24 protein-coding genes, 1 tRNA gene and 1 pseudogene are annotated in these 23553 nt (G+C 63.4%); 14 read left to right on the top strand and 12 right to left on the bottom strand.

The window, feature by feature from the left end; genetic code table 11:
• The first annotated feature begins 132 nt into the window (after positions 1–132).
• Positions 133–1260, top strand: coding sequence for an ATP-dependent DNA helicase (locus tag AC3EMP_RS25115; protein WP_023668361.1), 1128 nt, complete (start codon positions 133–135; stop codon positions 1258–1260).
• A gap of 34 nt (positions 1261–1294) precedes the next feature.
• On the opposite strand, the gene AC3EMP_RS25110 is transcribed toward AC3EMP_RS25115, so the two are convergent.
• Complete coding sequence (locus tag AC3EMP_RS25110) at positions 1295–1714, bottom strand: SpoIIAA family protein (RefSeq protein ID WP_023690925.1); 420 nt, start codon at positions 1712–1714, stop codon at positions 1295–1297.
• 112 nt (positions 1715–1826) lie between these two features.
• Here AC3EMP_RS25110 and AC3EMP_RS25105 point away from each other — a divergent pair, with 112 nt between their 5' ends.
• From AC3EMP_RS25105 to AC3EMP_RS25090, 4 genes are all read left to right on the top strand, one after another.
• Positions 1827–2567, top strand: a complete 741-nt coding sequence (locus tag AC3EMP_RS25105) for a pyridoxine 5'-phosphate synthase (RefSeq protein WP_023690926.1) — start codon at positions 1827–1829, stop codon at positions 2565–2567.
• A gap of 77 nt (positions 2568–2644) precedes the next feature.
• Positions 2645–4558 (top strand): potassium transporter Kup, encoded by a 1914-nt coding sequence (locus AC3EMP_RS25100; protein WP_023823130.1) that lies wholly within the window; start codon positions 2645–2647, stop codon positions 4556–4558.
• 141 nt (positions 4559–4699) lie between these two features.
• Complete coding sequence (locus AC3EMP_RS25095; RefSeq protein ID WP_286459217.1) at positions 4700–6619, top strand: potassium transporter Kup; 1920 nt, start codon at positions 4700–4702, stop codon at positions 6617–6619.
• A gap of 36 nt (positions 6620–6655) precedes the next feature.
• Positions 6656–7696: an SDR family oxidoreductase gene (locus AC3EMP_RS25090; protein ID WP_023714293.1), complete on the top strand. Its 1041-nt coding sequence runs from the start codon at positions 6656–6658 to the stop codon at positions 7694–7696.
• A gap of 50 nt (positions 7697–7746) precedes the next feature.
• Here AC3EMP_RS25090 and AC3EMP_RS25085 read toward each other — a convergent pair whose 3' ends face one another.
• Positions 7747–8637 (bottom strand): SDR family oxidoreductase, encoded by an 891-nt coding sequence (locus AC3EMP_RS25085; protein ID WP_023714294.1) that lies wholly within the window; start codon positions 8635–8637, stop codon positions 7747–7749.
• 138 nt (positions 8638–8775) lie between these two features.
• Here AC3EMP_RS25085 and AC3EMP_RS25080 point away from each other — a divergent pair, with 138 nt between their 5' ends.
• Both AC3EMP_RS25080 and AC3EMP_RS25075 read left to right on the top strand, forming a co-directional pair.
• Entirely contained in the window at positions 8776–9183 is a 408-nt protein-coding gene (locus AC3EMP_RS25080) for a winged helix-turn-helix transcriptional regulator (protein ID WP_023690335.1), read from the top strand.
• A 75-nt stretch (positions 9184–9258) separates the two neighbouring features.
• Complete coding sequence (locus AC3EMP_RS25075; RefSeq protein ID WP_023714295.1) at positions 9259–10587, top strand: FAD-dependent oxidoreductase; 1329 nt, start codon at positions 9259–9261, stop codon at positions 10585–10587.
• On the opposite strand, the pseudogene AC3EMP_RS25070 reads toward AC3EMP_RS25075, so the two are convergent.
• Positions 10481–11215: pseudogene (locus AC3EMP_RS25070) on the bottom strand (glutathione S-transferase family protein); the annotation flags it as partial. The gene AC3EMP_RS25075 and the pseudogene AC3EMP_RS25070 overlap by 107 nt on opposite strands.
• 1 nt (position 11216) lies before the next feature.
• Positions 11217–11522, bottom strand: a complete 306-nt coding sequence (locus AC3EMP_RS25065; protein ID WP_023690332.1) for a Rieske (2Fe-2S) protein — start codon at positions 11520–11522, stop codon at positions 11217–11219.
• A gap of 95 nt (positions 11523–11617) precedes the next feature.
• Between AC3EMP_RS25065 and AC3EMP_RS25060 the strand changes: the two genes are divergently transcribed.
• The 3 genes from AC3EMP_RS25060 (at position 11618) to ilvC (ending at position 13927) form a co-directional block, all read left to right on the top strand.
• The gene (locus tag AC3EMP_RS25060) at positions 11618–12076 is read left to right on the top strand and encodes a MarR family winged helix-turn-helix transcriptional regulator (RefSeq protein WP_023698360.1); all 459 of its coding nucleotides are present in this window, start codon (positions 11618–11620) and stop codon (positions 12074–12076) included.
• Positions 12077–12233: 157 nt separating this feature from the next.
• Positions 12234–12884, top strand: a complete 651-nt coding sequence (locus tag AC3EMP_RS25055; RefSeq protein WP_444849000.1) for a TetR/AcrR family transcriptional regulator — start codon at positions 12234–12236, stop codon at positions 12882–12884.
• Positions 12885–12907: 23 nt separating this feature from the next.
• The gene (gene ilvC / locus AC3EMP_RS25050) at positions 12908–13927 is read left to right on the top strand and encodes a ketol-acid reductoisomerase (protein WP_013531065.1); all 1020 of its coding nucleotides are present in this window, start codon (positions 12908–12910) and stop codon (positions 13925–13927) included.
• A gap of 81 nt (positions 13928–14008) precedes the next feature.
• Here ilvC and AC3EMP_RS25045 read toward each other — a convergent pair whose 3' ends face one another.
• Entirely contained in the window at positions 14009–14293 is a 285-nt protein-coding gene (locus AC3EMP_RS25045) for a PilZ domain-containing protein (protein WP_023685169.1), read from the bottom strand.
• 169 nt (positions 14294–14462) lie between these two features.
• Complete coding sequence (locus AC3EMP_RS25040) at positions 14463–15056, bottom strand: BA14K family protein (RefSeq protein ID WP_023698358.1); 594 nt, start codon at positions 15054–15056, stop codon at positions 14463–14465.
• Between the two features lie 157 nt (positions 15057–15213).
• On the opposite strand from AC3EMP_RS25040, the gene AC3EMP_RS25035 reads away from it, so the two are divergent.
• Positions 15214–16326 (top strand): endonuclease/exonuclease/phosphatase family protein, encoded by a 1113-nt coding sequence (locus tag AC3EMP_RS25035; protein ID WP_023712688.1) that lies wholly within the window; start codon positions 15214–15216, stop codon positions 16324–16326.
• A 5-nt stretch (positions 16327–16331) separates the two neighbouring features.
• Positions 16332–17051 carry an NUDIX hydrolase gene (locus AC3EMP_RS25030; RefSeq protein ID WP_023668380.1) on the top strand — a complete coding sequence of 240 codons (720 nt, stop codon included), beginning with the start codon at positions 16332–16334 and terminating at the stop codon, positions 17049–17051.
• Here the strand turns inward: AC3EMP_RS25030 and AC3EMP_RS25025 are convergent.
• The 4 genes from AC3EMP_RS25025 to AC3EMP_RS25010 form a co-directional block, all read right to left on the bottom strand.
• The gene (locus AC3EMP_RS25025; protein ID WP_023690325.1) at positions 17048–17290 is read right to left on the bottom strand and encodes a hypothetical protein; all 243 of its coding nucleotides are present in this window, start codon (positions 17288–17290) and stop codon (positions 17048–17050) included. The genes AC3EMP_RS25030 and AC3EMP_RS25025 overlap by 4 nt on opposite strands.
• Positions 17291–17419: 129 nt before the next feature.
• Positions 17420–18637 (bottom strand): ABC transporter permease, encoded by a 1218-nt coding sequence (locus AC3EMP_RS25020; RefSeq protein ID WP_023685173.1) that lies wholly within the window; start codon positions 18635–18637, stop codon positions 17420–17422.
• Positions 18634–19338 carry an ABC transporter ATP-binding protein gene (locus tag AC3EMP_RS25015; protein WP_352595402.1) on the bottom strand — a complete coding sequence of 235 codons (705 nt, stop codon included), beginning with the start codon at positions 19336–19338 and terminating at the stop codon, positions 18634–18636. The genes AC3EMP_RS25020 and AC3EMP_RS25015 overlap by 4 nt, the downstream gene beginning before the upstream one ends.
• A 4-nt stretch (positions 19339–19342) precedes the next feature.
• Positions 19343–20629 (bottom strand): efflux RND transporter periplasmic adaptor subunit, encoded by a 1287-nt coding sequence (locus tag AC3EMP_RS25010; RefSeq protein ID WP_352712323.1) that lies wholly within the window; start codon positions 20627–20629, stop codon positions 19343–19345.
• Positions 20630–20741: 112 nt separating this feature from the next.
• On the opposite strand from AC3EMP_RS25010, the gene AC3EMP_RS25005 reads away from it, so the two are divergent.
• Both AC3EMP_RS25005 and AC3EMP_RS25000 read left to right on the top strand, forming a co-directional pair.
• A complete protein-coding gene (locus AC3EMP_RS25005) occupies positions 20742–21650 on the top strand; it encodes a PhzF family phenazine biosynthesis protein (protein ID WP_352595407.1) in 909 nt (302 codons plus the stop codon).
• A 106-nt stretch (positions 21651–21756) separates the two neighbouring features.
• A tRNA-Lys gene (locus AC3EMP_RS25000) sits at positions 21757–21832 on the top strand.
• Between the two features lie 177 nt (positions 21833–22009).
• Here AC3EMP_RS25000 and AC3EMP_RS24995 read toward each other — a convergent pair.
• Positions 22010–22282 carry a hypothetical protein gene (locus tag AC3EMP_RS24995; protein ID WP_155922523.1) on the bottom strand — a complete coding sequence of 91 codons (273 nt, stop codon included), beginning with the start codon at positions 22280–22282 and terminating at the stop codon, positions 22010–22012.
• A gap of 250 nt (positions 22283–22532) precedes the next feature.
• The gene (cobT, locus tag AC3EMP_RS24990; RefSeq protein WP_023746873.1) at positions 22533–23543 is read right to left on the bottom strand and encodes a nicotinate-nucleotide--dimethylbenzimidazole phosphoribosyltransferase; all 1011 of its coding nucleotides are present in this window, start codon (positions 23541–23543) and stop codon (positions 22533–22535) included.
• Positions 23544–23553 lie beyond the last annotated feature (10 nt).

Below are 23553 nucleotides of genomic sequence, written 5' to 3'. Positions count from 1 at the left end.
CGCTTGCATGTTCACTTTACGTTCGCATTTGCGCCTGCTAGTTTGTCCCGTTGAAGGTGAGGCAATCCCATCGTTTTAAGCGGTGTTAGCACCAAGCTTGTCTTTCTCTCGCGAATCCGGTCTGTCGAACCGATGGAATTCTCCCCCCAACAGGACGAGGCTCTGAAAGCGGTGGCGCGCTGGCTGAAAGAGGGCCGGCCGCAGGTCTTCCGGCTGTTCGGCTATGCCGGCACCGGCAAGACCACGCTGGCGCGCTATTTTGCCGAGCATGTCGACGGGCAGGTGCAGTTCGCCGCCTTCACCGGCAAGGCGGCGCAGGTGCTGCGTTCCAAGGGCGCGGTCAATGCTCGCACCATCCATTCGTTGATCTACCGGCCGAAGGGCGAGGAATCGGTGTCGGACGAGGTGACGGGCAAGACCTCGATGTCGCCGACCTTCTCGCTCAACCGGCAAAGCCCTATTTCACGGGCGAAGCTGGTGGTCATCGACGAATGCTCGATGGTCGACGAGCAGCTTGGCCGCGACCTTCTGAGTTTTGGCACGCCGATCCTGGTGCTTGGCGATCCGGCGCAGCTGCCGCCGATCTCGGGCGGCGGCTTTTTCACCGAGCATGAGCCGGATGTGCTCTTGACCGAAATCCACCGCCAGGCGCGCGACAATCCGATTATCCAGCTGGCGCTCGACGTGCGCGAGGGCCGCGAGTTCATGCGCGGCGACTACGGCACCGCGCAGGTCATCGGCAAGGAGGACGTCACCCAGGAGCTGGTGCTGAAGGCGGACCAGGTGTTGGTCGGCACCAACCGCACACGCCGCCGCTACAATCAGCGCCTGCGCGAGCTGAAGGGTTTCAATGCCGATTATCCGCAGGCCGGCGACAAGCTGGTCTGCCTGCGCAACGACCCCGCCAAGGGCCTGCTCAACGGTTCGCTGTGGAAGGTGATGACCTCGTCGCGCGAGACGGTGAAGCCGGGCATCAACCTTCTGGTCTCGCCCGAGGAGGACGATCCCGACCGCGGCGTCGCCAAGATCAAGCTGCTCAAGTCGGCTTTCGAGGATCCGGACGCCGATATCCCCTGGCAGCAGAAGAAGCGCTTTGACGATTTCGACTATGGCTACGCGCTGACCGTGCACAAGGCGCAGGGTTCGCAGTGGAACGACGTCGTGCTGTTCGACGAGAGCTGGGCGTTCAAGGAAACCCGCCAGCGCTGGCTTTATACCGCCATCACGCGGGCGGCAGAGCGGCTGACGATTGTTAGATAACTGGCGTTGGATAGCTGGCGTTAGATAGCCGGCGTCAGGTAGCAGCCGGCGCAGCAGGGCTGAGTGGCGTCGCACCCAGCCATTGCCAGGCATCCGCTTCGTCCTCGGCCGCGAAGTGCCTGAACTCGATGGGTGGCGAAGCCGGAAGGAAGTTCCGCGCATCCGCTATCCAGTCCGGCTCACCGATCGTCGCGCACCGGGCGATATGCTCTAGCGCATGAACCGTACCTTGTTTCAGCGTCTCGTCGTCCATATCGATCCAGTCGACGCCCTCATGGTCGACCAGCCGCACCAAGACGTCGATCCTCGGGTGCAGCGCGTAGGCAGCCTCCAGCAATCCGAACAGATTTTCGCCGTCGGCGGCCGATACATGGCCGACGACGTCGATGGCGAAAAGGTCCTCACGGTTGGTTTCGAGGCGGCGGATCGCGGGCACGGATTGGAGAAAATTCATTGGCTGGGTTCCCCCTTGCGAGCAGATGTCATCACTGGAACACCCGAAAGCCCCTGTCTGTTCCCATCAAAGGCAGTATAGATGCGCTGCACAAACAGCCGGACCTCACGCCATGCCCGCGAAACTCTCGGTCAATCTCAACGCCATCGCCATGCTGCGCAACCGCCGCGACCTGCCGTGGCCGAGCGTCACCGGGCTCGGCCGCCTGGCGCTGGCGGCCGGCGCGCACGGGCTGACGGTTCATCCGCGGCCCGACGAGCGCCACACCAGGCATTCCGACCTGCCGGAGATCCGGGCGCTGATCGACGACGAGTTTCCCAAGGCGGAATTCAACATCGAGGGCTACCCGACCGAGGATTTTCTGGCGCTTGTGGAAAGGCACCAGCCGGAGCAGGTGACGCTGGTGCCCGACGATCCGGCGCAGGCGACATCGGACCATGGCTGGAACTTTGCCGCCGAGGCGGCGTTCCTTATCCCGATCGTCAAGCGTCTGAAAAAAGGGGGCTTCCGCGTGTCGCTGTTTTCCGATCCGGATCCCACCGGCGTCAATGCCGCGCGCGACACCGGCGCCGACCGCATCGAGCTCTATACCGGGCCCTACGGCAGCTACCATTCCGATTCCGCCAAGGCGCGGAAGGAGCTGGAAAGATTGGGAAAAACCGCGGATGCCGCACTCGCCGCCGGGCTCCAGGTCAATGCCGGGCACGATCTGGTGGTGAACAACCTTCCGGCATTGGCAAAGCGCATTCCGGCATTGGCCGAAGTGTCTATCGGACACGGGTTGACAGCCGATGCGTTGGAGTATGGCATGGCCGGCACGGTGGGGCGGTTTCTGAAGGCTTGCGGTTGGTAGCGGTGGAAGGCTCGTGTCGAAGGTGATATCGCATGACAGCAAGCAAGGCGCACCGCGCGGTGATCGGGGAGTAGTCGATGGCTCTTTCCAGCATCGGTAGCGAGGCTGAACCCGTCGAACAACCGAACCACTCCCACACTGAACAGCACAGCACCAAAGTTCTGATGCTGGGCGCGCTTGGCGTCGTCTATGGCGATATCGGCACCAGCCCGATCTATGCCTTCCGCGAGGCGCTTCACGCTTCGCCTGGTACCGACACGCGTATAGATGTCCTGGGCGTGCTGTCGCTGATCGTCTGGGCGCTGACGATTATCGTCACCATAAAATACGTCGCTTTCGTGCTTCGCGCCGACAACAAGGGCGAGGGCGGCACGCTGTCCCTGATGGCGCTGGCGCGCAGCGCCTATCCAAAAGGCGCCAAGCTTATCCTCGGCATCGGACTTTGCGGGGCGTCGCTTTTTTTCGGAGACGCTATCATAACTCCGGCCATTTCCGTGCTGTCGGCAGTTGAGGGCCTGGAAGTGGTGACACCGACGCTGGAGGCCTATGTCGTTCCGATCACCTTGGTCATCCTGGCATTTCTGTTCTCCGTGCAGCGCTTCGGCACGGGGAAGGTGGCGGCAGTATTCGGGCCGGTGACGGCGCTATGGTTCCTGGCCATCGGCGTTTCCGGGCTCTACCACCTGATGGACGATCCTTCGGTGCTGTTGGCGATCAACCCGTATTATGCGATCGCCTACTTAGCCGGCACGCCGACCGCCGCTTTCGTGACCGTTGGTGCAGTGTTCCTGGCGGTAACGGGGGCCGAGGCGCTTTATGTCGACCTTGGACATTTCGGGCGCAAGCCGATCGTGCTCGCGTGGTTTTCCGTGGTGTTTCCTTGCCTGCTGCTCAACTACTTCGGCCAGGGCGCCTTTGTATTGGCGAATGGCGGCAGGCCGACCAATCCATTCTTCGAGATGTTGCCGGATTGGGCGCTGATGCCAATGGTCGGCTTGGCAACGGCCGCCACCGTGATCGCCAGTCAGGCGGTGATCTCGGGTGCTTTTTCGCTGGCACGCCAGGCAGTGCAACTCAACCTGCTGCCCCGCATCGAGGTGCAGCACACGTCCGAAATGCAGAGCGGCCAGATTTATATGCCGCGCGTCAACCTGCTCATCGCCCTGGGAGTGATGCTGCTGGTTGTCGGCTTCGGCAGCTCGAGTTCGCTGGCTTCCGCTTACGGAATTTCGGTGACCGGCGAGATGCTGATGACAACCATTCTGCTGTTCGTTGTCATGCGCAATTTGTGGAAATGGCAGCTTGGGCTCGCCCTGGCATTGGCGCTGCTGTTCGGCACCATCGACATGGGTTTCTTCCTGGCGAATGTCGTCAAGATCGTGGAAGGCGGATGGGTGTCAATATCCGTTGCCTGCCTCATGGGGCTGATCATGACCACCTGGATACGCGGCAGCCGCTATCTCTTCGACAAGACCCGGCGCAACGAAATCCCGCTCGATTTCCTCGCCGGCAATCTGTTGAAGAAGAAGCCGCAGCTGGTGTCCGGCACCGCCGTGTTCCTGACCAGCGATCCGCAAAGCGCGCCGACAGCGCTGATGCACAGCCTGAAGCACTACAAGGTGCTGCACGAGCAGAACGTCATTCTGTCGGTGGTCACCGCACCGCAGCCGCTGGTGCCCGACAGCGAACGGGTCAAGATGGAGACAGTCAACGAGTTGTTCATGCGGGTGACGCTGACCTTCGGCTATATGGAGCAGCCCAACATTCCGCGCGCGCTGGCGATCTGCCGCAAGCAGGGCTGGAAGTTCGACATCATGACGACTTCGTTCTTCCTGTCGCGGCGCTCGCTCAAGGCATCGCCCAATTCCGGCATGCCGGTGTGGCAGGACAAGCTGTTCATCGGGCTCGCCCGCTCGGCGGCCGATGCGACGGAGTATTTCCAGATCCCGACCGGACGTGTGGTCGAGATCGGCACGCAGGTGGCGATCTGAGGTTTCCGGCAGCCTTTGACGCCACGCACCGGTCATTGCGGGGCAAGCCCTGCGCTGGGAACATGGTAGCCCTACCGTCACGGCACTTGATATTGCATCGCAGCAAGCGTAGAGCACCGCGCGCTTATCGGAGTGTCGTCCATGGCCCTTACCAATGCTGGTATTGAGGCAGAACCCGTCGAACAATCGAGCCATCCCGAAATCGAACAGCACAGCACCAAAGTTCTGATGCTGGGCGCGCTCGGTGTGGTCTATGGCGACATCGGCACCAGCCCGATCTACGCCTTCCGGGAAGCGCTTGTTGCGTCCTCCGGCGGCGAAATCGCCGAGCGCGGCGATATTCTGGGCGTGCTGTCGCTGATCATCTGGTCGTTGACGATTATCGTCACCATCAAATACATCATGTTTGTGCTCAGAGCCGACAACCGAGGCGAGGGCGGCGTGCTGTCGCTGATGGCACTGGCGCGCGGCAGTTTCCCGACCCGCTCGGCGATCATCCTGGCCATCGGTATTGTCGGCGCGTCATTGTTCTTCGGTGACGCCGTCATCACGCCGGCAATCTCGGTGCTTTCGGCGGTTGAAGGCATGAATGTCGTTACCCCGACCTTCCAGCCCTACGTCGTGCCGCTGACGCTGGTCATCCTTGCGATCCTGTTTTCGGTGCAGCGCTTCGGGACCGGCGGTGTGGCGCTGATCTTCGGGCCGATCACGGCGGTCTGGTTCCTGGCTATCGGTCTTTCGGGCTTGAACCACATCATCGCCGATCCCGAAATCCTGTGGGCGGTCAGCCCGCACTACATCGTCGCCTTCCTGATCAATTCGCCCGATGTCGCCTTCGTGACCATCGGCGCCATCTTCCTCGCCGTCACCGGTGCCGAAGCGCTTTATGCCGATCTGGGCCATTTCGGCCGCAAGCCCATCGTGCTCGCCTGGCTGGCCATCGTGTTTCCCTGCCTGCTGCTAAACTATGCCGGGCAGGGCGCTTTCGTGCTGGCGAAGAACGGTCACGTCGGCCACCCATTCTTCGAGATGAACGAAGGCTGGACGCTGATCCCGATGGTGGTGCTGGCCACTGCCGCGACGGTTATCGCCAGCCAGGCGGTGATCTCCGGCGCCTTCTCGCTGACCCGGCAGGCGGTGCAGCTCAATATGCTGCCGCGCCTCGAAATCCTGCACACGTCGGAACGGCAGTCGGGCCAGATCTACATGCCGCGCGTCAATGTTTTGCTGGCGTTGGCGGTGATGTTGCTGGTCGTCGGTTTCGGCGAGTCGAGCAAGCTCGCCTCCGCCTATGGCATCTCGGTGACCGGCAACATGTTGGTGACGACGGTGCTGCTGTTCGTCGTCATGACCCGCATCTGGAAATGGCGGCTGTGGGTGGCGGTCGCCATGACGGCGCTGTTCGGCTTCATCGACATCGGCTTCTTCGCCTCCAACATCGTGAAGGTGTTCGAGGGCGGCTGGGCGTCGCTTGCGGTGGCCTTCACCATCGTTCTGGCGATGTGGACCTGGGTGCGCGGCAGCCGCTATCTGTTCGACAAGACCCGGCGCAACGAAATCCCGCTCGATTTCCTCGCCGGCAATCTGCTGAAGAAGAAGCCGCAGCTGGTGTCCGGCACCGCCGTGTTCCTGACCAGCGATCCGCAAAGCGCGCCGACAGCGCTGATGCACAGCCTGAAGCACTACAAGGTGCTGCACGAGCAGAACGTCATTCTGTCGGTGGTCACCGCCCCGCAGCCGCTGGTGCCCGACAGCGAGCGGGTCAAGATGGAGACAGTCAACGAGTTGTTCATGCGGGTGACGCTGACCTTCGGCTATATGGAGCAGCCCAACATTCCGCGCGCGCTGGCGATCTGCCGCAAGCAGGGCTGGAAGTTCGACATCATGACGACGTCGTTCTTCCTGTCGCGGCGCTCGCTCAAGGCATCGCCCAATTCCGGCATGCCGGTGTGGCAGGACAAGCTGTTCATCGGGCTCGCCCGCTCGGCGGCCGATGCGACGGAGTATTTCCAGATCCCGACCGGACGTGTGGTCGAGATCGGCACGCAGGTGGCGATCTGAGGGGTCTCGAAGGGATAAATCGTCGAGGAGGCTAATATGAGCGGCGAATTGGTGCTGGTCACCGGCGGGTCCGGCTTCCTCGGCGCTCACTGCATCCTCGAACTGTTGAAGGCCGGCTACCGCGTCCGCACCTCCGTGCGATCGGCCAGGCGCGAAGCCGATGTGCTCGCCATGCTCAAGGCAGGTAGCACGGAGCCCGGTGACGCCCTTTCATTCGCCCATGCCGATCTGATGGCCGACGCAGGCTGGCCGGCGGCGGTGGCCGGCTGCGATTACGTGCTGCATGTCGCATCGCCTTTTCCGCCCGGCGTGCCCACGCATGAGGATGACCTGATCCTTCCGGCGCGCGAGGGCGCGTTGCGCGTGCTGCGGGCGGCGCGGGATGCCGGGGTCAGGCGCGTCGTGCTCACCTCATCCTTCGCGGCCGTCGGCTATGGCAAGATGCGCGCGGATGGGCAGCCTTTCAACGAGGAAAACTGGACCGATCCGGCAGGCAAGGTCAGCGCCTATGTGAAGTCCAAGACGCTCGCCGAGCGCGCGGCCTGGGATTTCATCGCCGAGCAGGGCGGCGCGCTGGAGCTTGCGGTCGTCAATCCCGTTGGCATCTTTGGACCGGTGCTCGGCGCGGACCATTCGACCTCGACCGAATTTGTCCAGCGCATGCTGAACGGCGCCGTGCCTGGGCTGCCGCGCCTGTCCTTCGGCGTCGTCGACGCGCGCGACGTGGCGGATCTGCATGTTCGCGCCATGACCCACCCCGCCGCCAAGGGCGAACGGTTCCTGGCTGTCGCCGGCGATTTCATGACGGTGCGCGAGATCGCGCAGACCCTGAATACGCGGCTCGGGCCGGCGGCGTCGCGCGTCTCGACGCGGGAGTTTCCCGATTGGCTGGTGCGCATCATCGGGCTGTTCAATCCGGAAGCGGCACAACTCGCAACGGAACTGGGCAAGATCAAGAACGCCACCAACGCCAAGGCGGTGCGCGTGCTCGGCTGGGCGCCACGCTCGCGCGAAGATGCTTTGATTGCCACGGGCGAAAGCCTGATCCGGCTGGGACTGGTCAAGCGACGTAAGTAATTGTGCGGGAGGCCGAACCTTAAGGGCTCGGCGTCCCGCAATGGCAGCTTTCAGCCGGCCAGTGCAGCCTTGTTCGTCTCCAGAAACTGCTTCAGCGGCACCGACTTTCGGCCGGAGAGTTTTTCGACCGCGTCGGTCACCATGCCGAGGTCACCGGCGCGGGCGGCGGCGTCGAATGAAACCAGCACCTTGGCGAAGGGTTCAGGCAGGCCGGCCGACTTCATTCCCTCGGTCAGGGCTTCGTCGGAAAGCTGGATGACCTTGATCGGCTTGCTGGTGACCTCGGTGACCAACGCCGCCACTTCGGCAGCCGTATACGCACTGGGGCCGGTGAGCGTGTAAGTCGCGCTTTCGCTGCTGTCCGAGGCGAGCCCCGCTGCGATCGCCGCCGCGAAATCGTCACGCGTGCCGTAGGAAATGGCGCCGTCGCCGGCAGAGGTGTACCACTGACCCGACGCCAGAACCTGCGGCAACGCCATGAACAGGTTCTCGTTATACCAGCCATTGCGGAATATCGTGTAGGGGATCCCGCTCGCCTTGACCGCCTGTTCGGTGTCGTAGTGGTCGGGCGCGAAAACAACCGGCGAACCAGGCTCGGGGTTGGGCATCGAGGTGTACAGCAGGTGGCCGACGCCAGCCTGTTTGGCCGCCGTCACCGCCGCAAGCTGCTGCTCGCGCCGCTTCCCCTGTACCTCAAGTTCGTTGGTCGAGATGACGAGTGCCCGGTCGGCTCCCGCGAAGGCCTCGGCAAGCGATTGCGGGTCGTTGAAGTCAGCGGCTCTGACGACGACGCCGCGCGCCGCCAGATCGGCAAGGTTGGCGGGTGTACGGGTGGTGGCGATGATGCGGTTTGCGGGGATCTTTAATGTGTCCAGCAGGTGGTTGATGACGCCGCGGCCAAGCTGGCCGGAAGCGCCGGTGACGAGAAGGGTTGCGGTCATGGGGGATCCTGAAATTGCGCCGGGTGGCGGGTGCTTCTGACAGTCTCAAAAAGAGACCAGCACTAAAATAAGAATTGACCGGCCACCGTAAAGAAGGCAGTTTTTAGGGAGGTAGGCACCGCCAGGGAACCAGCAGCCATGGACGGCAAGGTCGTCAATCTGAGAACCAAGCTCAATATATTCAAAGCCACCAGCGATGGCGCAAACATTGCCGATTGCCCGGTTCGCGACGTGATGCAGGGCGTGAACGGCAAATGGAGTTCGCTGCTGATGGCGGCGCTCGCAGAGCAACCCTATCGTTTCGGCGAGTTGCGGCGCCTGGTGCCCGACATCTCGCAGCGCATGCTCACCCAGACGCTCCACGATCTGCAGCGCGACGGCTTTGTTCATCGCGAAGTGTTCCCGACCAAGCCGCCAAGCGTCGAATACAGCCTGACCGATCTCGGCCGTTCGATGTTCGGCGCCTTGCATCAATTGATCCTGTGGGCCGAACTCAACCATGGTGCGGTGCGCAAGGCGCGCGCTGCCTTCGACGCCGGTGGCTGATATTTTGGTCCATGCAGCAAAGGCTTGATTTGACAATGGCGCTGAAGGATTGTCCGGCCAGTAGTTGGGCGGGCAATGGAAAAATCTCTCGACATCGCGATTGCGGGCGCCGGCCCGGCGGGGCTCGCCACCGCGCTCTATCTCAAGCGCGCGGGCCACAACGTCACCATCTTCGAACGTTTCGAGGAACCCAAGCCCGTCGGTTCCGGACTGATCCTGCAGCCGACCGGGCTGAGCGTGCTCGCCGATCTCGGCCTGCTCGACGACATTCTGGCGCTGGGGAGCCGCATCGAGCGTCTGCATGGCGCCGATGCCTCGAGCGGCCGCACCGTGCTCGCCGTGCGCTACGATGCGCAGCCTGGCGGCCGTTTCGGGCTGGCGGTGCACCGGGCGGCGTTGTTCAACATGTTGTTTCGCGCCGCGCAGCGCCAAGGCATCGCCATCGAAACCGGTGTTGAGATCGAGACGCTGGACGTCGGTGAGCGGGCGATCCTGATCTTCGACAAGAGCCGAACGGTGGGGGGCCGCAGGGCAGGGCCGTTCGACCTCGTGGTCGACGCCAGCGGCTCGCGTTCGAAGCTGCGCCGGTGCCTCAACGATCCGGCCCAGCCGCGGCAGCTCACTTACGGCGCGTTCTGGGCCTCGCTCGGCTGGCGCCAAGGCTTCGACGAAAATGCGCTGCTGCAGCGCTACGACAAGGCCAGCGTGATGATCGGCGTCCTGCCGATCGGCCGACCGGAACCGGGCGGGGAAAAGATGGCGGCGTTCTTCTGGAGCCTGAAGCCGGCGGATGCCGAAAACGTGCGCGCGGCAGGGCTCGACGCATGGAAGGCGAGACTGGTCTCGCTGTGGCCGCAGTGCGAGGCGTTCACCAGCCAGATCGACAGCTTCGACCAGCTGTCGCTGGCGCGCTACGGCCACCACACGATGAAGCTGCCGGCTGGCCGCAGGCTGGCCGTGATCGGCGATGCCGCGCATTCGACCAGCCCGCAGCTCGGGCAAGGCGCCAACATGGCGCTGCTCGACGCGGCAGCACTCAGCCATGCCTTGGCACAAACGGGCAACGTCGAGGCAGCGCTGGAAAGCTACGCCCGGGCGCGGCGATGGCATGTTTGGATCTTCCAGCTGCTGTCGCTGGCGCTGACGCCGTTCTACCAGTCGGACGGCACGATGCTGCCCTTCTTCCGCGACAGGCTGGTGGCAACCATCGCCAAAATCCCGCCAGTGCCAAGCGTGCTTGCCTCGATGGTGGCCGGCACGCTGATCGATCCGTTCAGGCGGATCGGGCTAGAGGAGGTGCACTGGCCAGATCATCGGGCGGGATCAGGGTCGAGAGAAACGAATTTCTCGCACGCAGGAATAGACGCAGCCGCTGCGGATAGTCCGGCGCCACGGCACCCTTGATCGAGGCGCGTTCGCTCAACGCCTTGCGCCAGGCCTGGACCAATGGCTTGCCGTCCAGAATGCCGAAATTGCCGATCCGGTCGAAGGCGTCGAGATAGCGGAAGACCGGGCCGTAGACGGCGTCGACGAGGCAAAAGCGCTGGCCGCTGAACCACGGTCCGGCCTGGTCGGCCAATTCGTTCTCGACACGATCGAACATGGCTGACAGCGCTGCGGATTCCGCCAGGAAGGCGGCCTCCGTCGATGCCGAGTAGAACCGGCCGATGGCGTTCAATGTCGCTGAGCCGAACTCGATCCAGGCGCGATGCCGGGCACGGGCGTAGGCGTCGGCCGGATGCAGAGGATTGGCTTGCGTCTCCTCGAGGAATTCGAGAATAACGGCAGATTCGAAGATCACCGTCTCCTCGCCATTTGCGTGGACGATCAGCAGCGGCACCTTGCCCAGCGGCGAAATCGCCTTGAACCAGTCCGGCCTGTTGGCGAGGTCGATGGTGACACGCTCGAACGGTACGCCCTTCTCGGCCAGCGAGATCGCCGCGCGCTGCACATAGGGGCATAGATGATGGCTGACGAGAATGAGCTTGCCAGTCATTTCATTCTTCTCAGTCATTTCATTCTTCTCAGGCATGTCACTCTCCCCAGACATAGTTCAACGCGCCGTCCTCGACGCGCGTCGACAGGAACATCAGTCGCGACGCTTTTGGCGCCGGACCTTCGATCCGGTCGCCTGATGTCATGTCGAAGGCGGCGCCGTGCCATTGGCAGACCAGCTTGCCGTCCTTGCAGTCGAGCGGCCCGCCGAAATGCAGGCAGACATTGGCGGCGGCGCGGATGCGCTCACCGCTGCGCCAAATATGGACCTCGCGGCCGAAGAATGGCGCGATCAGGCTGCCCGTCTGTGGGACGTCGGCGACTTTGCAAATTTCGTGTTTCATGGATCTTTCCCGGATCGATGCAGTTGCATGCATATAGATGCAAGTGCATTGACCGTCAAGCTTGATGCAACTGCATCTATCGCCTAGAATGGGTCATGGCCAAAACAACCACGCCTTCGCCCGAAGCCGTCAAGGCCTGGGCCCGCCTGATGCGGGTTTCGCGCCAGCTCATCGAAAAGGCGGAAGAGGCTTTGAAGACTAGCGGCTTGCCGCCGCTCGACTGGTATGACGTGCTGCATGAACTCGCCGAGGCGGGTGAGGGCGGGCTGCGGCCATTTCAGCTGACCGAGCGCACTCTGTTTGCGCAGTATAATATCTCGCGGCTTCTGGCGCGGCTCGAGGCCGAAGGACTGGTCGAGAAACTCAGGGTTGCCGACGACGGCCGCGGCCAAACCATCCGCATCTCGGCCAAGGGCCGTGAGACCAGGCGACGGATGTGGGCTGTCTATGGACGGTCGATTGCGGAATTGGTCGGCGCAAAACTCTCCGCGGAGGAGCTGAAGATACTGGCGAGCCTGCTTGGAGAGCTGCGCCATCCGCCCGCCGATGATTGATCCGTCAGAATCTCGTGGTTTGCTCGGCGGCTCTCACGTCGACGATTTTTCTACCTGACCCCTTGCGTCGAGCATAGGATTGCGCAATATGCCGAACCGTAACGTACGGTACGCCGTTTGAGGCGACCCGGCGACCTCATCGAATGGGCGGAAATTGTTGCAGGCAAGCGCCGACATCGATACCAGCGAAGTGCTGACAGAGCGGCAAAAGGCCGTCCTGGACGCGGCTTTGCGGCTGCTGGTCGAGGAGGGCGACAATCTGACCATGACGGCGGTGGCGCGCCGCGCCAGCTGCTCGAAGGAAACGCTCTACAAATGGTTCGGCGACCGCGACGGACTGCTGACGGCGACCGTGCAGTGGCAGGCATCGAAAGTGCGCGTGGTGCCGGTCGACGGTGAGCGGCTGGATCTTGCCTCGCTGACGGCAAGCCTGGAAGGCTTCGCCTCGGACTGGCTGAAGGTGATTTCGAGCGATACCTCGATCGCGCTGAACCGCGTCGCGGTCGGCCATGCCGGATCCGGAAAGGACGATCTCGGCGCCATCGTGCTGGAGAATGGCCGTTTCGCGCTGGCCAGACGGCTGAAGCCGGTGCTGCTTGCCGGCAAGCAGGCCGGGCTGCTCGACTTTACGGACGCCGAAATGGCGTTCCGGACCTTTTTCGGGCTGGTCGCCCGCGACGTGCAGATCCGTCTCCTGCTCGGCGACAGGCTGGAATTGACTGAAGCGGCGATCGGCGGCGATGCCGCCCGGGCGACGCAGCAGTTTCTCGCTCTTTATGGAGCAAAAACCGGGCCGCAAGGCCTCTAATCTCTACGGGAAGGAAGCAAAAGATGCGTGTCTATTACGATCGCGACGCCGATCTCAATCTGATCAAGGGCAAGAAGGTCGCCATTATCGGCTATGGCAGCCAGGGCCGGGCGCACGCGCTCAACCTCAAGGATTCCGGCGCCAAGGAAATCGCCATCGGCCTCAAGGCGGGATCGGCGACCGCCAAGAAGGTCGAGGCTGACGGGCTCAAGGTGATGAGCGTGGCGGACGCTGCCAAATGGGCCGATTTGATGATGATGGCGACGCCTGACGAATTGCAGGCCGACATCTACAAAAACGAAATCGCGCCAAACATTCGTGACGGCGCCGCGATTGCCTTCGCGCACGGCCTCAACGTGCATTTCGGCCTCATCGAGCCGAAGTCGACCGTCGATGTCGTCATGATCGCGCCGAAAGGCCCCGGCCACACGGTGCGCGGCGAATACCAGAAGGGCGGCGGCGTGCCGTGCCTGGTCGCCGTCAACCAGGATGCTTCCGGCAACGCGCTCGATCTCGCTCTGTCCTACGCCTGCGGCGTCGGCGGCGGCCGTTCGGGCATCATCGAGACCAATTTCCGCGAGGAATGCGAGACCGATCTGTTTGGCGAGCAGGTCGTGCTCTGCGGCGGCCTGGTCGAACTGATCCGCGCCGGTTTTGAGACGCTGGTGGAAGCCGGCTATGCGCCCGAAATGGCCTATTTCGAGTGCCTGCACGAGGTCAAGCTGATCGTCGACCTGATTTATGAAGGCGGCATCGCCAACATGAACTACTCGATCTCGAACACCGCCGAATGGGGCGAATATGTCTCGGGCCCGCGCATCATCACCGCCGAGACCAAGGCCGAGATGAAGCGCGTGCTGAAGGACATCCAGACCGGTAAGTTCACCTCGGAATGGATGCAGGAATACCGCGCCGGCATGTCGCGCTTCAAAGGCATCCGCCGCAACAATGACAGCCACCAGATCGAGGAAGTCGGCGCCAAGCTGCGCGCCATGATGCCCTGGATTTCCAAGAACAAGCTGGTCGACAAGGCCAAGAACTAACCCGCAGTCGTCGGGATTGGGAGCAAAGAGCCGGCGGAGCGATCCGCCGGCTCTTTCATGCCGGTTTATCGATCAGGATACTCAGCCATAGTGCCAATGGGGCTTCGGCTCGGTGCCGGTGAACTCGACGCCGATGCGGTCGTCGCGGCGCCAGCGCACGATGGCCTTGTAGCCGATGCCGTCGACCGGCACATAGAGCAGGAACTCGTCCGGGACGCGCGCGTCTATAGACACTTTCAGCTCGGCGCCGCCGGCATGCATGTTGCGCACCGTGCACTTGACCTCGGAATTGGTGAGGCCGGTCAGAATCGTCGCGCCTTTCAGCACGCGCTGCCGGTGTTTGTTTCGCAATTCGTTGTCGGCCATGACGGCACGTCCTTCGCGACCGGATCGGCGCGATCGTCAGATGGGGCACGATATCACGGATAGGCTGAGCCGATAAACATATGGTTAGCGGTGACCGAGACCAGCCGTCTTTCCCAAATGAAAACGGCGCCGCGATGGGGCGGCGCCGTCGTGTATTGTCGTTTATAGTTCAGCTGTAGGGCGACCAGCATTGCTGGCGCGGGCCACCATAGGGCTGGAACGTGTTGTCCCAGGCCCGGTAGGACCGATAGCGGTCGTAGCACCACTGGACATGGGCGCTGGACAGACGCTGCGTGCGGTAATAGCGGCGGGGCGCCGGCTGCACGTAATAGCCGTCATTGTAATAGCCGTTATTGTAGTAGCCGTTGTTGTAGATGCTGCCGAGGCCGAGACCCAGGCCGAGGCCGAGAACTGCTGCGGCGCCGCTGTCAAAATCACGGCCGCGATGGTGACGGTGATGGCGCCAGCGCCAGTTGTCGCCGCCGTTCCAGTTGCCGCCATTCCAGTTGCCGTTGTTCCAGTTGCCTGACCGGGCAAAGTGACGGCCGTCGTGGCGGCGCCACTGCCAATCGTTGAAGGAGCGGCGGTCATTGCCGCCCGCCCAGCTGTCGCGAACCGGTGTGATGTCAGACAATGCGGTGCTTGTCGGCACCGCCAGGTTTGGCTGCAGGATCGGGCCGGCGGCGGATGGCGCCGTGAGACCCGAGAAAAGACCGAGCGCTAACAGCCCGGATTTGACTGTGGACGAAAAGAGCGAGCTCATTGCACTCTCCAAGTGATACAGGCCCCACGCCCGGATACCCCAGGGAAGTGGCCTATTGATGGACCTTGGCGTCTGAACGGAGGATGAACAGAAAGGTTCCATCAGCCATGACAAGCAGCCCTTGTTTTCATGGGCGCTTGCAGGCAAAGGTCAGTCCATGTCGCTGCGCCTCGCCACTTTCAATGTCGAAAACCTGATGAACAGGTTCGATTTCTCGGGCTTCCGCAACCAGCTCAACGAAGACCGCACGCTGGCGCTTTTCGACATCCAGAGCGAAGCCGAATACCGGATGCTGGAGCAGGCGCGCGCCATCGCGCAATCCGACGATACGCGCCAGTTGACCGCGCTCGCCATTGCCGCCACCCGTGCGGACATCATCTGCATGCAGGAGGTCGACAACATCGAGGCGCTGAAGGCCTTCGAGTACGGCTATCTCTTCAAGATGGTGGGCGAGGGTTACCGGCAGAAATACACCACCGCCGGCAATGATTCGCGCGGCATCGACGTTGCCGTGATGATGCGCAACGAGACCGCGCAAGGTCAGCCGATCGAGTTCGTGCGCATGACCAGCCATGCCTATGTCACGTTCGAGCAGTTCGGATTGCACACGCCTGAACTCGAGGCGCTCGGCAACCTGGCCAATGAACGCATCTTCCGGCGCGACTGCCTGGAGGTCGACATCAAGGTCGGCGGCGTGCCGCTGACGCTTTACCTCGTCCATTTCAAATCGATGGGCTCGCCGCGCAATGGGCTCGACGGCCGCGAGGCGACGATGCCGGTGCGCATCGCCGAGGCGCAAGCGGTGCGCCGCATTATCGACGAGCGCTTCGGCAAAGAGCACGCAGCCGACAAAAACTGGGCGATCTGCGGCGACATGAACGACTACCGGCAGCGGGTGAAGATCGAGGGCGACGCTATCGACGGCTACCGCTTCCAGGTGATCGACGAGAGCCAGTCCTGTATCGATGTGCTCACCGCCGGCGGCTTTTGCGAGAATGTCGTCGAACGCCGGCCGGAGATGGACCGCTGGAGTTTCTACCACACGCGCGGGCCGAAGGAGCGGCATCTGTGCCAGCTCGACTACATCCTGCTGTCGAAAGGGCTGGCGGCGAAGAATGCGACGGCGGTTCCCGACATCATCCGCAACGGCCAGCCCTGGCGCACCATCTTTCCGGCCGGACAGGCGGTGGAGCGCTTTCCGCGCGCCGGCTGGGACCGGCCGAAGGCGTCGGACCATTGTCCCGTCGCAATTACCCTGGACATGGCTTGAGCACGGTGAGCTTCGACCTGCCGCGCAACGTCATCCTGCCCGTCGACGAAATCGACGTCCGGCTCGACCCCGGCCCGCATCCGTTCGAGCGCGACAACGCGCAGGCGATCACTGACAACTGGCGGCGCGAGGTCACGGCCAATCCGGCGTTGTTCGACGGCACGGTGGTGCTGCTCTCGGCGCTCGCCTGGCGCGACAACCGGATCGTCGGGCGTTGTCACGCGGTGAAGTACTCGACCTTCCTGCTGTGGCGAAAGAACCGGCAGGGGACGGGCGCCGAGCATGCCTATGGCCACGCCATGCTGGTCGCCGGCGACAACGCCCTGGTGGCGATCCGCATGGGCGCGCACACGGTCCCGGCCGGCAGTGTCTACTTCGCTGCCGGCTCGTTCGAGCCGATCGATTTTCGCGATGGCCGCGTCGATGTCGATTTCAACATGATCCGTGAAGTGCGCGAGGAGACCGGGCTTGACCTGACAGGCGCTGCGCGCGGCAAGCGCTACCATGCGCTGTCGACTTCGACCGGCACGGTCCTCTTCCGCCGCTACCACGTCGATGCGCCGGCCGACGAGATTGCGCGGCGCATCGGCGCCTTCGTCGCGACCGAGACCGAGCCGGAGATCGAGGGGCCGGTGATCATCCGCCACGCCGCCGACCTGCCGGAAGGGCTGGCACCGCATATGAAGCCGCTGGTCGAGTGGCATTTTGGCGGTGGCGGGGGCTAACGGCGCGGATTGTTCTGCGCCGCCTTGCGGTCGTTGCGGGCGGCGACGAGGAACAGGATGACGCCGATGCCCAGCAATCCACCCATGACCATGCCCATCGTCTGGCCGACGACTGCCTGAAAATCGGCGGTGACACGATCGGGATTGGCCATGCCGTAGCGGGCGAGATACCACCAAAGTCCCGCAAGGGCGCCTTCGATGATCACCATCGTCAGAATCAGCCGCGCCTTCTTGCTCATTGCCGCTCCTTGACCAGATGCTTTGCTCTAAAATTAGCATCGCAGACCGGACGACAACAAGTATTGCCGATGTCGACAAGCACCCATCCTTGTGGATAGCGATTGGTTGCGGTGGAGCTGATCTGGCGCTTATTCGTGGCGCAGCGCGTCGATCGGGTCGAGCCTGGCGCCGCGCAGCGCCGGGAAGAAGCCGAACACCATGCCGATCAGCGCCGAAAAACCGACGGCGAGCAGGATGACCGCCGGGCTCGGCGCAAACGGTATGGCCAGCGTTGCCGAGGCGAGGCCGGCCAGCGCCAGGCCGATCAGGATGCCGATAATGCCGCCGAGCAGCGACAGCACCGTCGCCTCGACCAGGAACTGGATGAGGATGTGCTTTTCATGCGCGCCGATGGCGAGCCTGATGCCGATCTCGCGGGTGCGCTCAGTGACCGAGACCAGCATGATGTTCATGATCCCGATGCCGCCGACCAGCAGGCTGACGCCCGCGACGGCGCCCAGCATGCCGGTCATGGTGGTGGTGGCGCTGGCCATGGCGTCGGCGATCTGGGTCATGTCGCGGATCGAGAAATCGTCTTCGCGGTCCGGCGTGATGCGGCGGGTGTCGCGCAAAATGTCCTCGACTCGCGGCTGCAATTCGGTGGTCGGGGTGCGGTCGTCGGCGGCGACGTAGATGTTGTCGATGTCGCGGTTGCCGGCGATGCGGCGCTGATAGGCGGCAAGCGGCATCAAGACGACATTGTCCTGGTCCTGGCCGAAGCCGGTATAGCCCTTGGGTTCGAGCAGGCCGATGATCTTGCACGAGGTGCGGTTGACGCGGATGATCTCGCCCTCGGGTTCGCCGGCGCCGAAGAATTGCTGGCGCACCGTTTCGCCGATCAGGCACACGCCGGTGCCGGAGCGTGTTTCCGAATCCGAGAACGGGCGGCCCGACACCAGCTTCCAGTCGCGGGCGTCGAGATAGGCGCTGTCGGTGCCGGTGACCCCCGAGGTCAGGCTCTCGGTGCCGAAGATGACGCGGACTTGTTTCTGCGACGCCGGCGCAATGGCGCGCGCTCCGGTCAGGTGGGCTACGAGGGCGGCTACATCCTTGTCGGCCAGAGGCCGTACCGCCTGGTCGAGCCCGCCTGGTCCGCCGGTGCCTGCCGGGCGGCCGGAACGGACGACGAGCAGGTTCGAGCCGAGCTTGGCGATGTCCGACTTGACCTTGGCCGTGGTGCCCGAACCGATGGTCAGCATGGCGATGACGGCGGCGACACCGATGACGATGCCGAGCAGCGTCAGGAACGAGCGCAGCACATTGCGGCGGATGGAGCGCAGAGAGAGGCGGACGGTTTCCCAGATCATGACGCCAACTCCGACTTGGCCGTGTCGGACGCGACGTGGCCGTCGAGGAAGCGGATGGTGCGCTCGGCATAATCGGCGACATCGGCCTCGTGGGTGACCATGGCGATGGTCAAGCCGAGCTCCCGGTTCAGCCGCGTCAACAAATCCATGATCTCATGCGTGCGGGCGGTGTCGAGATTGCCGGTCGGCTCGTCGGCGACGAGCAGCGTCGGCCTGGTGACGATGGCGCGCGCGATCGCCACGCGCTGTTGCTGACCACCGGAGAGTTCGGCCGGCGTGTGATGTTCGCGCCCGACCAGGCCGACCTCCGCCAGCGCCTGCATGGCAAGATCGCGGCGCTCGCGGGCCGGCGCGCCGCGATAGATCAGCGGCAGCTCGACATTTTCCGCCGCCGTGGTGCGCGGCAACAGATTGTAACCCTGGAAGACGAAGCCGATATAGAGATTGCGCAGAAGCGCCCGGCGGTTGCGGTCGAGCCGCCCGGCGTCGATGCCCATGAAGGAGTAGGTTCCGGCCGTCGGCGTGTCGAGGCAACCGATGATGTTCATCGCGGTCGATTTGCCCGAACCGGACGGGCCCATGATGGCGACGAATTCGCTACGCTGGATGGCGAGGTCGACGCCGGCCAGCGCATGGACCTTGGCTTCGCCCTGGCCATAGCTCTTCCAGACCGTGTCGAAACCGATGAGGCCCGCGGCCATGGCGTCAGCTCCGCAGCTGCGAGGTCGTGATAACCTCTGCACCTTCATCCAGCCCGGAGGTGATCTCGGTCAGTTCGCCGTCGGTGGAGCCGATCTTGACGTTGACCGGGTGCGGCCGGCCGTTCTCCAGCACATAGAGCGTGCGTGAGCCGTCGGTGGGCGCCTTCACCGGCTGGCGGCGGTTGCCGCCACGGCCCATGCGGCCGGTGAACAGATCGCTGAGGCTCCACGCGCGCGCGGCCTGCTGCGCCGGGCGGTAGCGGAAAGCGGTGGACGGCACGGTGAGCACGCTCTTGGCCTGCCTGGTGACGACCGAAACCGTGGCGGTCATGCCGGGCCGCAGCAAAAGCTCGTTATTGTCGACTTCCAACCGTGCATTGTAGGTGACGACGCCGTCGGTGGTGACCGAGGCGTAGGAGATGTCGCGGATCTCGGCGTCGAACGGCCGCTCCGGAAAGGCATCGACGGTGAAGCGTGCATGCTGGCCTGGTTTGACCGCGCCGACATCGGCCTCGTCGACCGCCGCCACCAATTCCATGTTCCTCAAATCGGCGGCGATGATGAACAGAACCGGCGCCTGCAGCGAGGAGGCGACCGTCTGGCCGGGGTCGACGGAACGCGTCAAGACGATGCCGTCAATCGGCGCATAGATGGTGCTCTTGGCAAGGTCGGTCTGCTGCGCCTTGAGATCGGCCTGGGCGATGGCGAGATTGGCCTGCGCACTATCGAGCGCCGCCTTGGAGCGGTCGCGCGTGGCAGTCGCCGCCTCGAGCGACTGATCGGTCGCCATGCCACGCCTGGTCAGTTCGGCCGCGCGGGTGAGGGCGCTTTCGTTCTCCTTCAGGGTTACCGTGGCGTCCTCGACATTGGCGGCAGCGGCCTTGGCCGAGGCTTCGGCGCGTTCGATCTGGACCTCGAGTTTCACCGTGTCGAGCGTCGCCAGCACGTCGCCCTTCTTGACCTGCTGGTTCTCTTCGGCCGAGACCGAGCGGATGATACCGGACAGCTCGCTTGAAATGTCGACCTGGGTGAGGGGCTGCAGCGTGCCGGTCGCCGAAACCGCGACGGTGAGGTCGGCAATGGTAGCCGGCGTGGTGGTGTAGTCGATCTTGGCCGGGGAGCCGGCAAACCACTGGTAGCCAGCCAACCCGGCGGCAAGTGCGATCAGCGCCAGCAGCGCGTAAAGCCAGCCCCGGCGGCGCGTCTTGCGCACGCCGCTCTGATCAAGCCCGAGCGCCGCCTCGATGGCGGAATCCGATTCCGTCTTTGGCAGATTGACAAGCTGGTCCACGCCGGACCCCTATGAAAGCGTAATGTCCCTATAGGTGGACAGATCAGGCTTGGTGGTTCGAATATCAAATTAAATTTCGGCCATGTTCGGATTGAGGCGGAAGGTTTCCAAGATGCAGATGCGCAATTACTTGCTTTACGATGTGTTTACGACGGAACGGCTGGCCGGCAATCCGCTGGCCGTCGTGCTCGACAGCCAAGGGCTGGATACAGCCGCCATGCAGGCCATTGCGCGCGAGTTCAACCTGTCCGAATCGGTCTTCGTACTGCCGCCGGACAATCCAAAACATCGCAACCGCATCCGCATTTTCACGCCCGACTATGAGATGCCGTTCGCCGGACATCCGACAGTTGGCGCCGCGATCGCGCTGGCCGAACTGACAGGCGAGGGCGAAGCCGGCATCTTCGTGCTGGAGGAGAATATCGGCCCGGTGCGCTGCGCCGTCAGCCGGCACGATGGCGCCACCTTTGCCGAGTTCGACCTGGCGAAGCTGCCGGAGCCGCTGAAGCTCGATGCCGACCCGGAGGCGATCGGCGCCGCCCTCGGGCTGGCGCCGCACGAGATCGGCTTGGAGAATCACCTGGTGTCGTTCTGGTCGGCAGGCGTGCCTTACGTCACCATTCCGGTTGCCAATCTGGAGGCTGCCGGCCGGATCAAGCTCGACAACCAGGCCTGGTCGGAACTGGCGCCGCGCAAGAGCGAATGGGCCTTCGCCAGCCCGTATGTCTATTGCCGCCAGACGGTGAACCATGACAGCGCCTTCCATGTCCGCATGATCGTGCCGGGCACGCCGTCCTATGAAGACCCGGCGACCGGGTCGGCGGCGGCGGCCTTTGCCGGCGCCATCATGCATTTCGATGCGCCCACCGACGGCATTTCGCAGCTGTGGATCGAGCAGGGGCTGGAGATGGGCCGCCCGTCACGTATCCGCTTGGAACTCACTGTCGAAGGCGGAAAACTGGCCTCCGCGCGCATCGGCGGCCATGCCATCAAGGTGGCGGAAGGCAGGCTGTTCGTGTGACCGCCTGCGGCAGTTCAGCGATTTGTCGGGAAATGATTCCGGCAGGGCTGGACAGGACCGGTATCGGCGGCTATATGCCCGCCAACGCCGGTTTTACCGGTCGAGTGGGTGCGTAGCTCAGTTGGTAGAGCAGCTGACTCTTAATCAGCGGGTCCACAGTTCAATCCTGTGCGCACCCACCAAATTTCTAGAAGAGTTGGTGGAAGACCTTGGAATGCCGGACGCGTTGACGCGCCTCGACATGCCTCAATCATGCGGCAGGTTTGCCTTAAACTCGGCGGCCGGTAAGCCGGTGCGCTATTTGGCGAAGGAGTAAAGGCCGCGCTGGATTAAGAAAAGCCCGGAAGCCGAAGCCGCCATCAATTAAAGCCAGTTTGAAACCACGGACTGGTGTCATACCCTAAGCGCGGATTATAATGATCCAGGAAGTTTTCGGCCCTATTTGACGGTCGCGCAACCACGGTGCCTGTCGATTTGCAATCCGGTTTCGCGGTCGGCTTGCTGCCAGCCTTCTTATGAGCTGTAGAACACGAGGTTGTAGCCTGAGCGGTGGCCACCTTTTTCTTCTCTTTCGCAACAGCTGCTCCGGTAGCGGCCAATACTATTGCTACGCCAAAGACAACGAGTTTCATTGAAAACGCCCTCACCCTGCACAATCCGTAATGATTGCGCCTGGTCACCGTTACGTCAATCACATTTTGTCGGCAACGGCGGCGAATAGTGCCAGTAAAAAGAGCCCACCACAGAAGCAGCGGGCCAACCCCCAGGTGGGGAATCTTTCAGCGGCCGTGCTGTTCGAGCCACCAGCCCGGAATGCCAGTGATCGGCCCGACGATGGTCAGTGAAGGTTCGGGCCGGCGCCCTCCCGTCAAATCGCTCTAGCTACTTCTCCGAAACACCAGCCTCGGCAAAGCTCGCCATGCCCGTGTGGCACTCCAGCGCCGAGCGGACGATGTTGACGGCTAGGCAGGCGCCGGAGCCTTCGCCGAGCCGCATGCCGAGGTCGAGCAGCGGCGGCAGGCCGAGCGCTTCGAGCAGGCGGCGGTGGCCGGATTCGGCCGAGACATGGGCGGCGATGGTGTGGGCGAGGCCAGACGGGTGCAGCCGCGCCAAGGGCGCTGCCGCGGCCGTGCAGACGAAGCCGTCGAGCAGCACCGGGACGTTCTTGCGGCGGGCGGCGAGCGTGGCGCCGAAGATGGCGGCGAGTTCGCGGCCGCCAAGGGCGGCGGCGATCTTCAGCGGGTCGGACAGCGCGTCGGCATGGCGCTTAAGGCCGGATTCAATGGCGGTGACCTTGCGCTTCAGCCCGGCATCGTCGACGCCGGTGCCGCGCCCGGTCCATTTTTCAGCGCCGCCGCCGAACAGGGCGGTCGAGATGGCGGCCGCCGGCGTGGTGTTGCCGATGCCCATCTCGCCGAAACAGACGAGGTCGAGGTCGTTCGTCACCGCGTCATAGCCAGCCGAGACGGCGGCGAGGAAGTTTTTTTCGTCCATTGCCGGCACGTCAGTGAAGTCGCCTGTCGGATGATCGAGATCGAGCGGGATGACGTCGAGTTCCGCGCCGGCGATGCGGGCAAGCTGGTTGATGGCGGCGCCGCCGCCGGCAAAATTCGCCAACATCTGCACGGTCACTTCCGACGGGAAGGCCGACACGCCCTGCGCGGTGACGCCGTGATTGCCGGCGAACACGAAGACTTTGACGCGATCGAGTTTCGGCATGTCGCGGCCCTGCCAGCGTGCCAGCCAGGCGGCGAGGGTTTCCAGCCGGCCCAGGCTGCCTTGCGGCTTCGTCAGCGTGTCCTGGCGGCGGGCGACTGCATTGGCGGCGGTATCGCTGCCGGCAGGCAGATCGAAACAGGCGGCGCGCAGTTCATCGAATGATTTGAAGGGCATGGGGAAGGAA

The organism is Mesorhizobium sp. P160219, assembly GCF_057786095.1.
The sequence above is the reverse complement of the archived record's forward strand: the minus strand, read 5'-3'. Positions and strand labels throughout refer to the sequence as shown.

Bases quoted from the DNA above. Each gene is read 5' to 3' on its own strand.
- AC3EMP_RS24995 (WP_155922523.1), bottom strand. From the start codon at position 22,282: ATGAAACTCGTTGTCTTTGGCGTAGCAATAGTATTGGCCGCTACCGGA.
- AC3EMP_RS25015 (WP_352595402.1), bottom strand. From the start codon at position 19,338: ATGGCCGCGGGCCTCATCGGTTTCGACACGGTCTGGAAGAGCTATGGC.
- AC3EMP_RS25075 (WP_023714295.1), top strand. From the start codon at position 9,259: ATGGAAAAATCTCTCGACATCGCGATTGCGGGCGCCGGCCCGGCGGGG.
- AC3EMP_RS25065 (WP_023690332.1), bottom strand. From the start codon at position 11,522: ATGAAACACGAAATTTGCAAAGTCGCCGACGTCCCACAGACGGGCAGC.
- AC3EMP_RS25040 (WP_023698358.1), bottom strand. From the start codon at position 15,056: ATGAGCTCGCTCTTTTCGTCCACAGTCAAATCCGGGCTGTTAGCGCTC.
- AC3EMP_RS25115 (WP_023668361.1), top strand. From the start codon at position 133: ATGGAATTCTCCCCCCAACAGGACGAGGCTCTGAAAGCGGTGGCGCGC.
- AC3EMP_RS25095 (WP_286459217.1), top strand. From the start codon at position 4,700: ATGGCCCTTACCAATGCTGGTATTGAGGCAGAACCCGTCGAACAATCG.
- AC3EMP_RS25035 (WP_023712688.1), top strand. From the start codon at position 15,214: ATGTCGCTGCGCCTCGCCACTTTCAATGTCGAAAACCTGATGAACAGG.
- AC3EMP_RS25090 (WP_023714293.1), top strand. From the start codon at position 6,656: ATGAGCGGCGAATTGGTGCTGGTCACCGGCGGGTCCGGCTTCCTCGGC.
- AC3EMP_RS25085 (WP_023714294.1), bottom strand. From the start codon at position 8,637: ATGACCGCAACCCTTCTCGTCACCGGCGCTTCCGGCCAGCTTGGCCGC.
- AC3EMP_RS25025 (WP_023690325.1), bottom strand. From the start codon at position 17,290: ATGAGCAAGAAGGCGCGGCTGATTCTGACGATGGTGATCATCGAAGGC.
- AC3EMP_RS25080 (WP_023690335.1), top strand. From the start codon at position 8,776: ATGGACGGCAAGGTCGTCAATCTGAGAACCAAGCTCAATATATTCAAA.
- AC3EMP_RS25105 (WP_023690926.1), top strand. From the start codon at position 1,827: ATGCCCGCGAAACTCTCGGTCAATCTCAACGCCATCGCCATGCTGCGC.
- AC3EMP_RS25110 (WP_023690925.1), bottom strand. From the start codon at position 1,714: ATGAATTTTCTCCAATCCGTGCCCGCGATCCGCCGCCTCGAAACCAAC.
- AC3EMP_RS25100 (WP_023823130.1), top strand. From the start codon at position 2,645: ATGGCTCTTTCCAGCATCGGTAGCGAGGCTGAACCCGTCGAACAACCG.
- cobT (WP_023746873.1), bottom strand. From the start codon at position 23,543: ATGCCCTTCAAATCATTCGATGAACTGCGCGCCGCCTGTTTCGATCTG.
- AC3EMP_RS25045 (WP_023685169.1), bottom strand. From the start codon at position 14,293: ATGGCCGACAACGAATTGCGAAACAAACACCGGCAGCGCGTGCTGAAA.
- ilvC (WP_013531065.1), top strand. From the start codon at position 12,908: ATGCGTGTCTATTACGATCGCGACGCCGATCTCAATCTGATCAAGGGC.
- AC3EMP_RS25020 (WP_023685173.1), bottom strand. From the start codon at position 18,637: ATGATCTGGGAAACCGTCCGCCTCTCTCTGCGCTCCATCCGCCGCAAT.
- AC3EMP_RS25005 (WP_352595407.1), top strand. From the start codon at position 20,742: ATGCAGATGCGCAATTACTTGCTTTACGATGTGTTTACGACGGAACGG.
- AC3EMP_RS25060 (WP_023698360.1), top strand. From the start codon at position 11,618: ATGGCCAAAACAACCACGCCTTCGCCCGAAGCCGTCAAGGCCTGGGCC.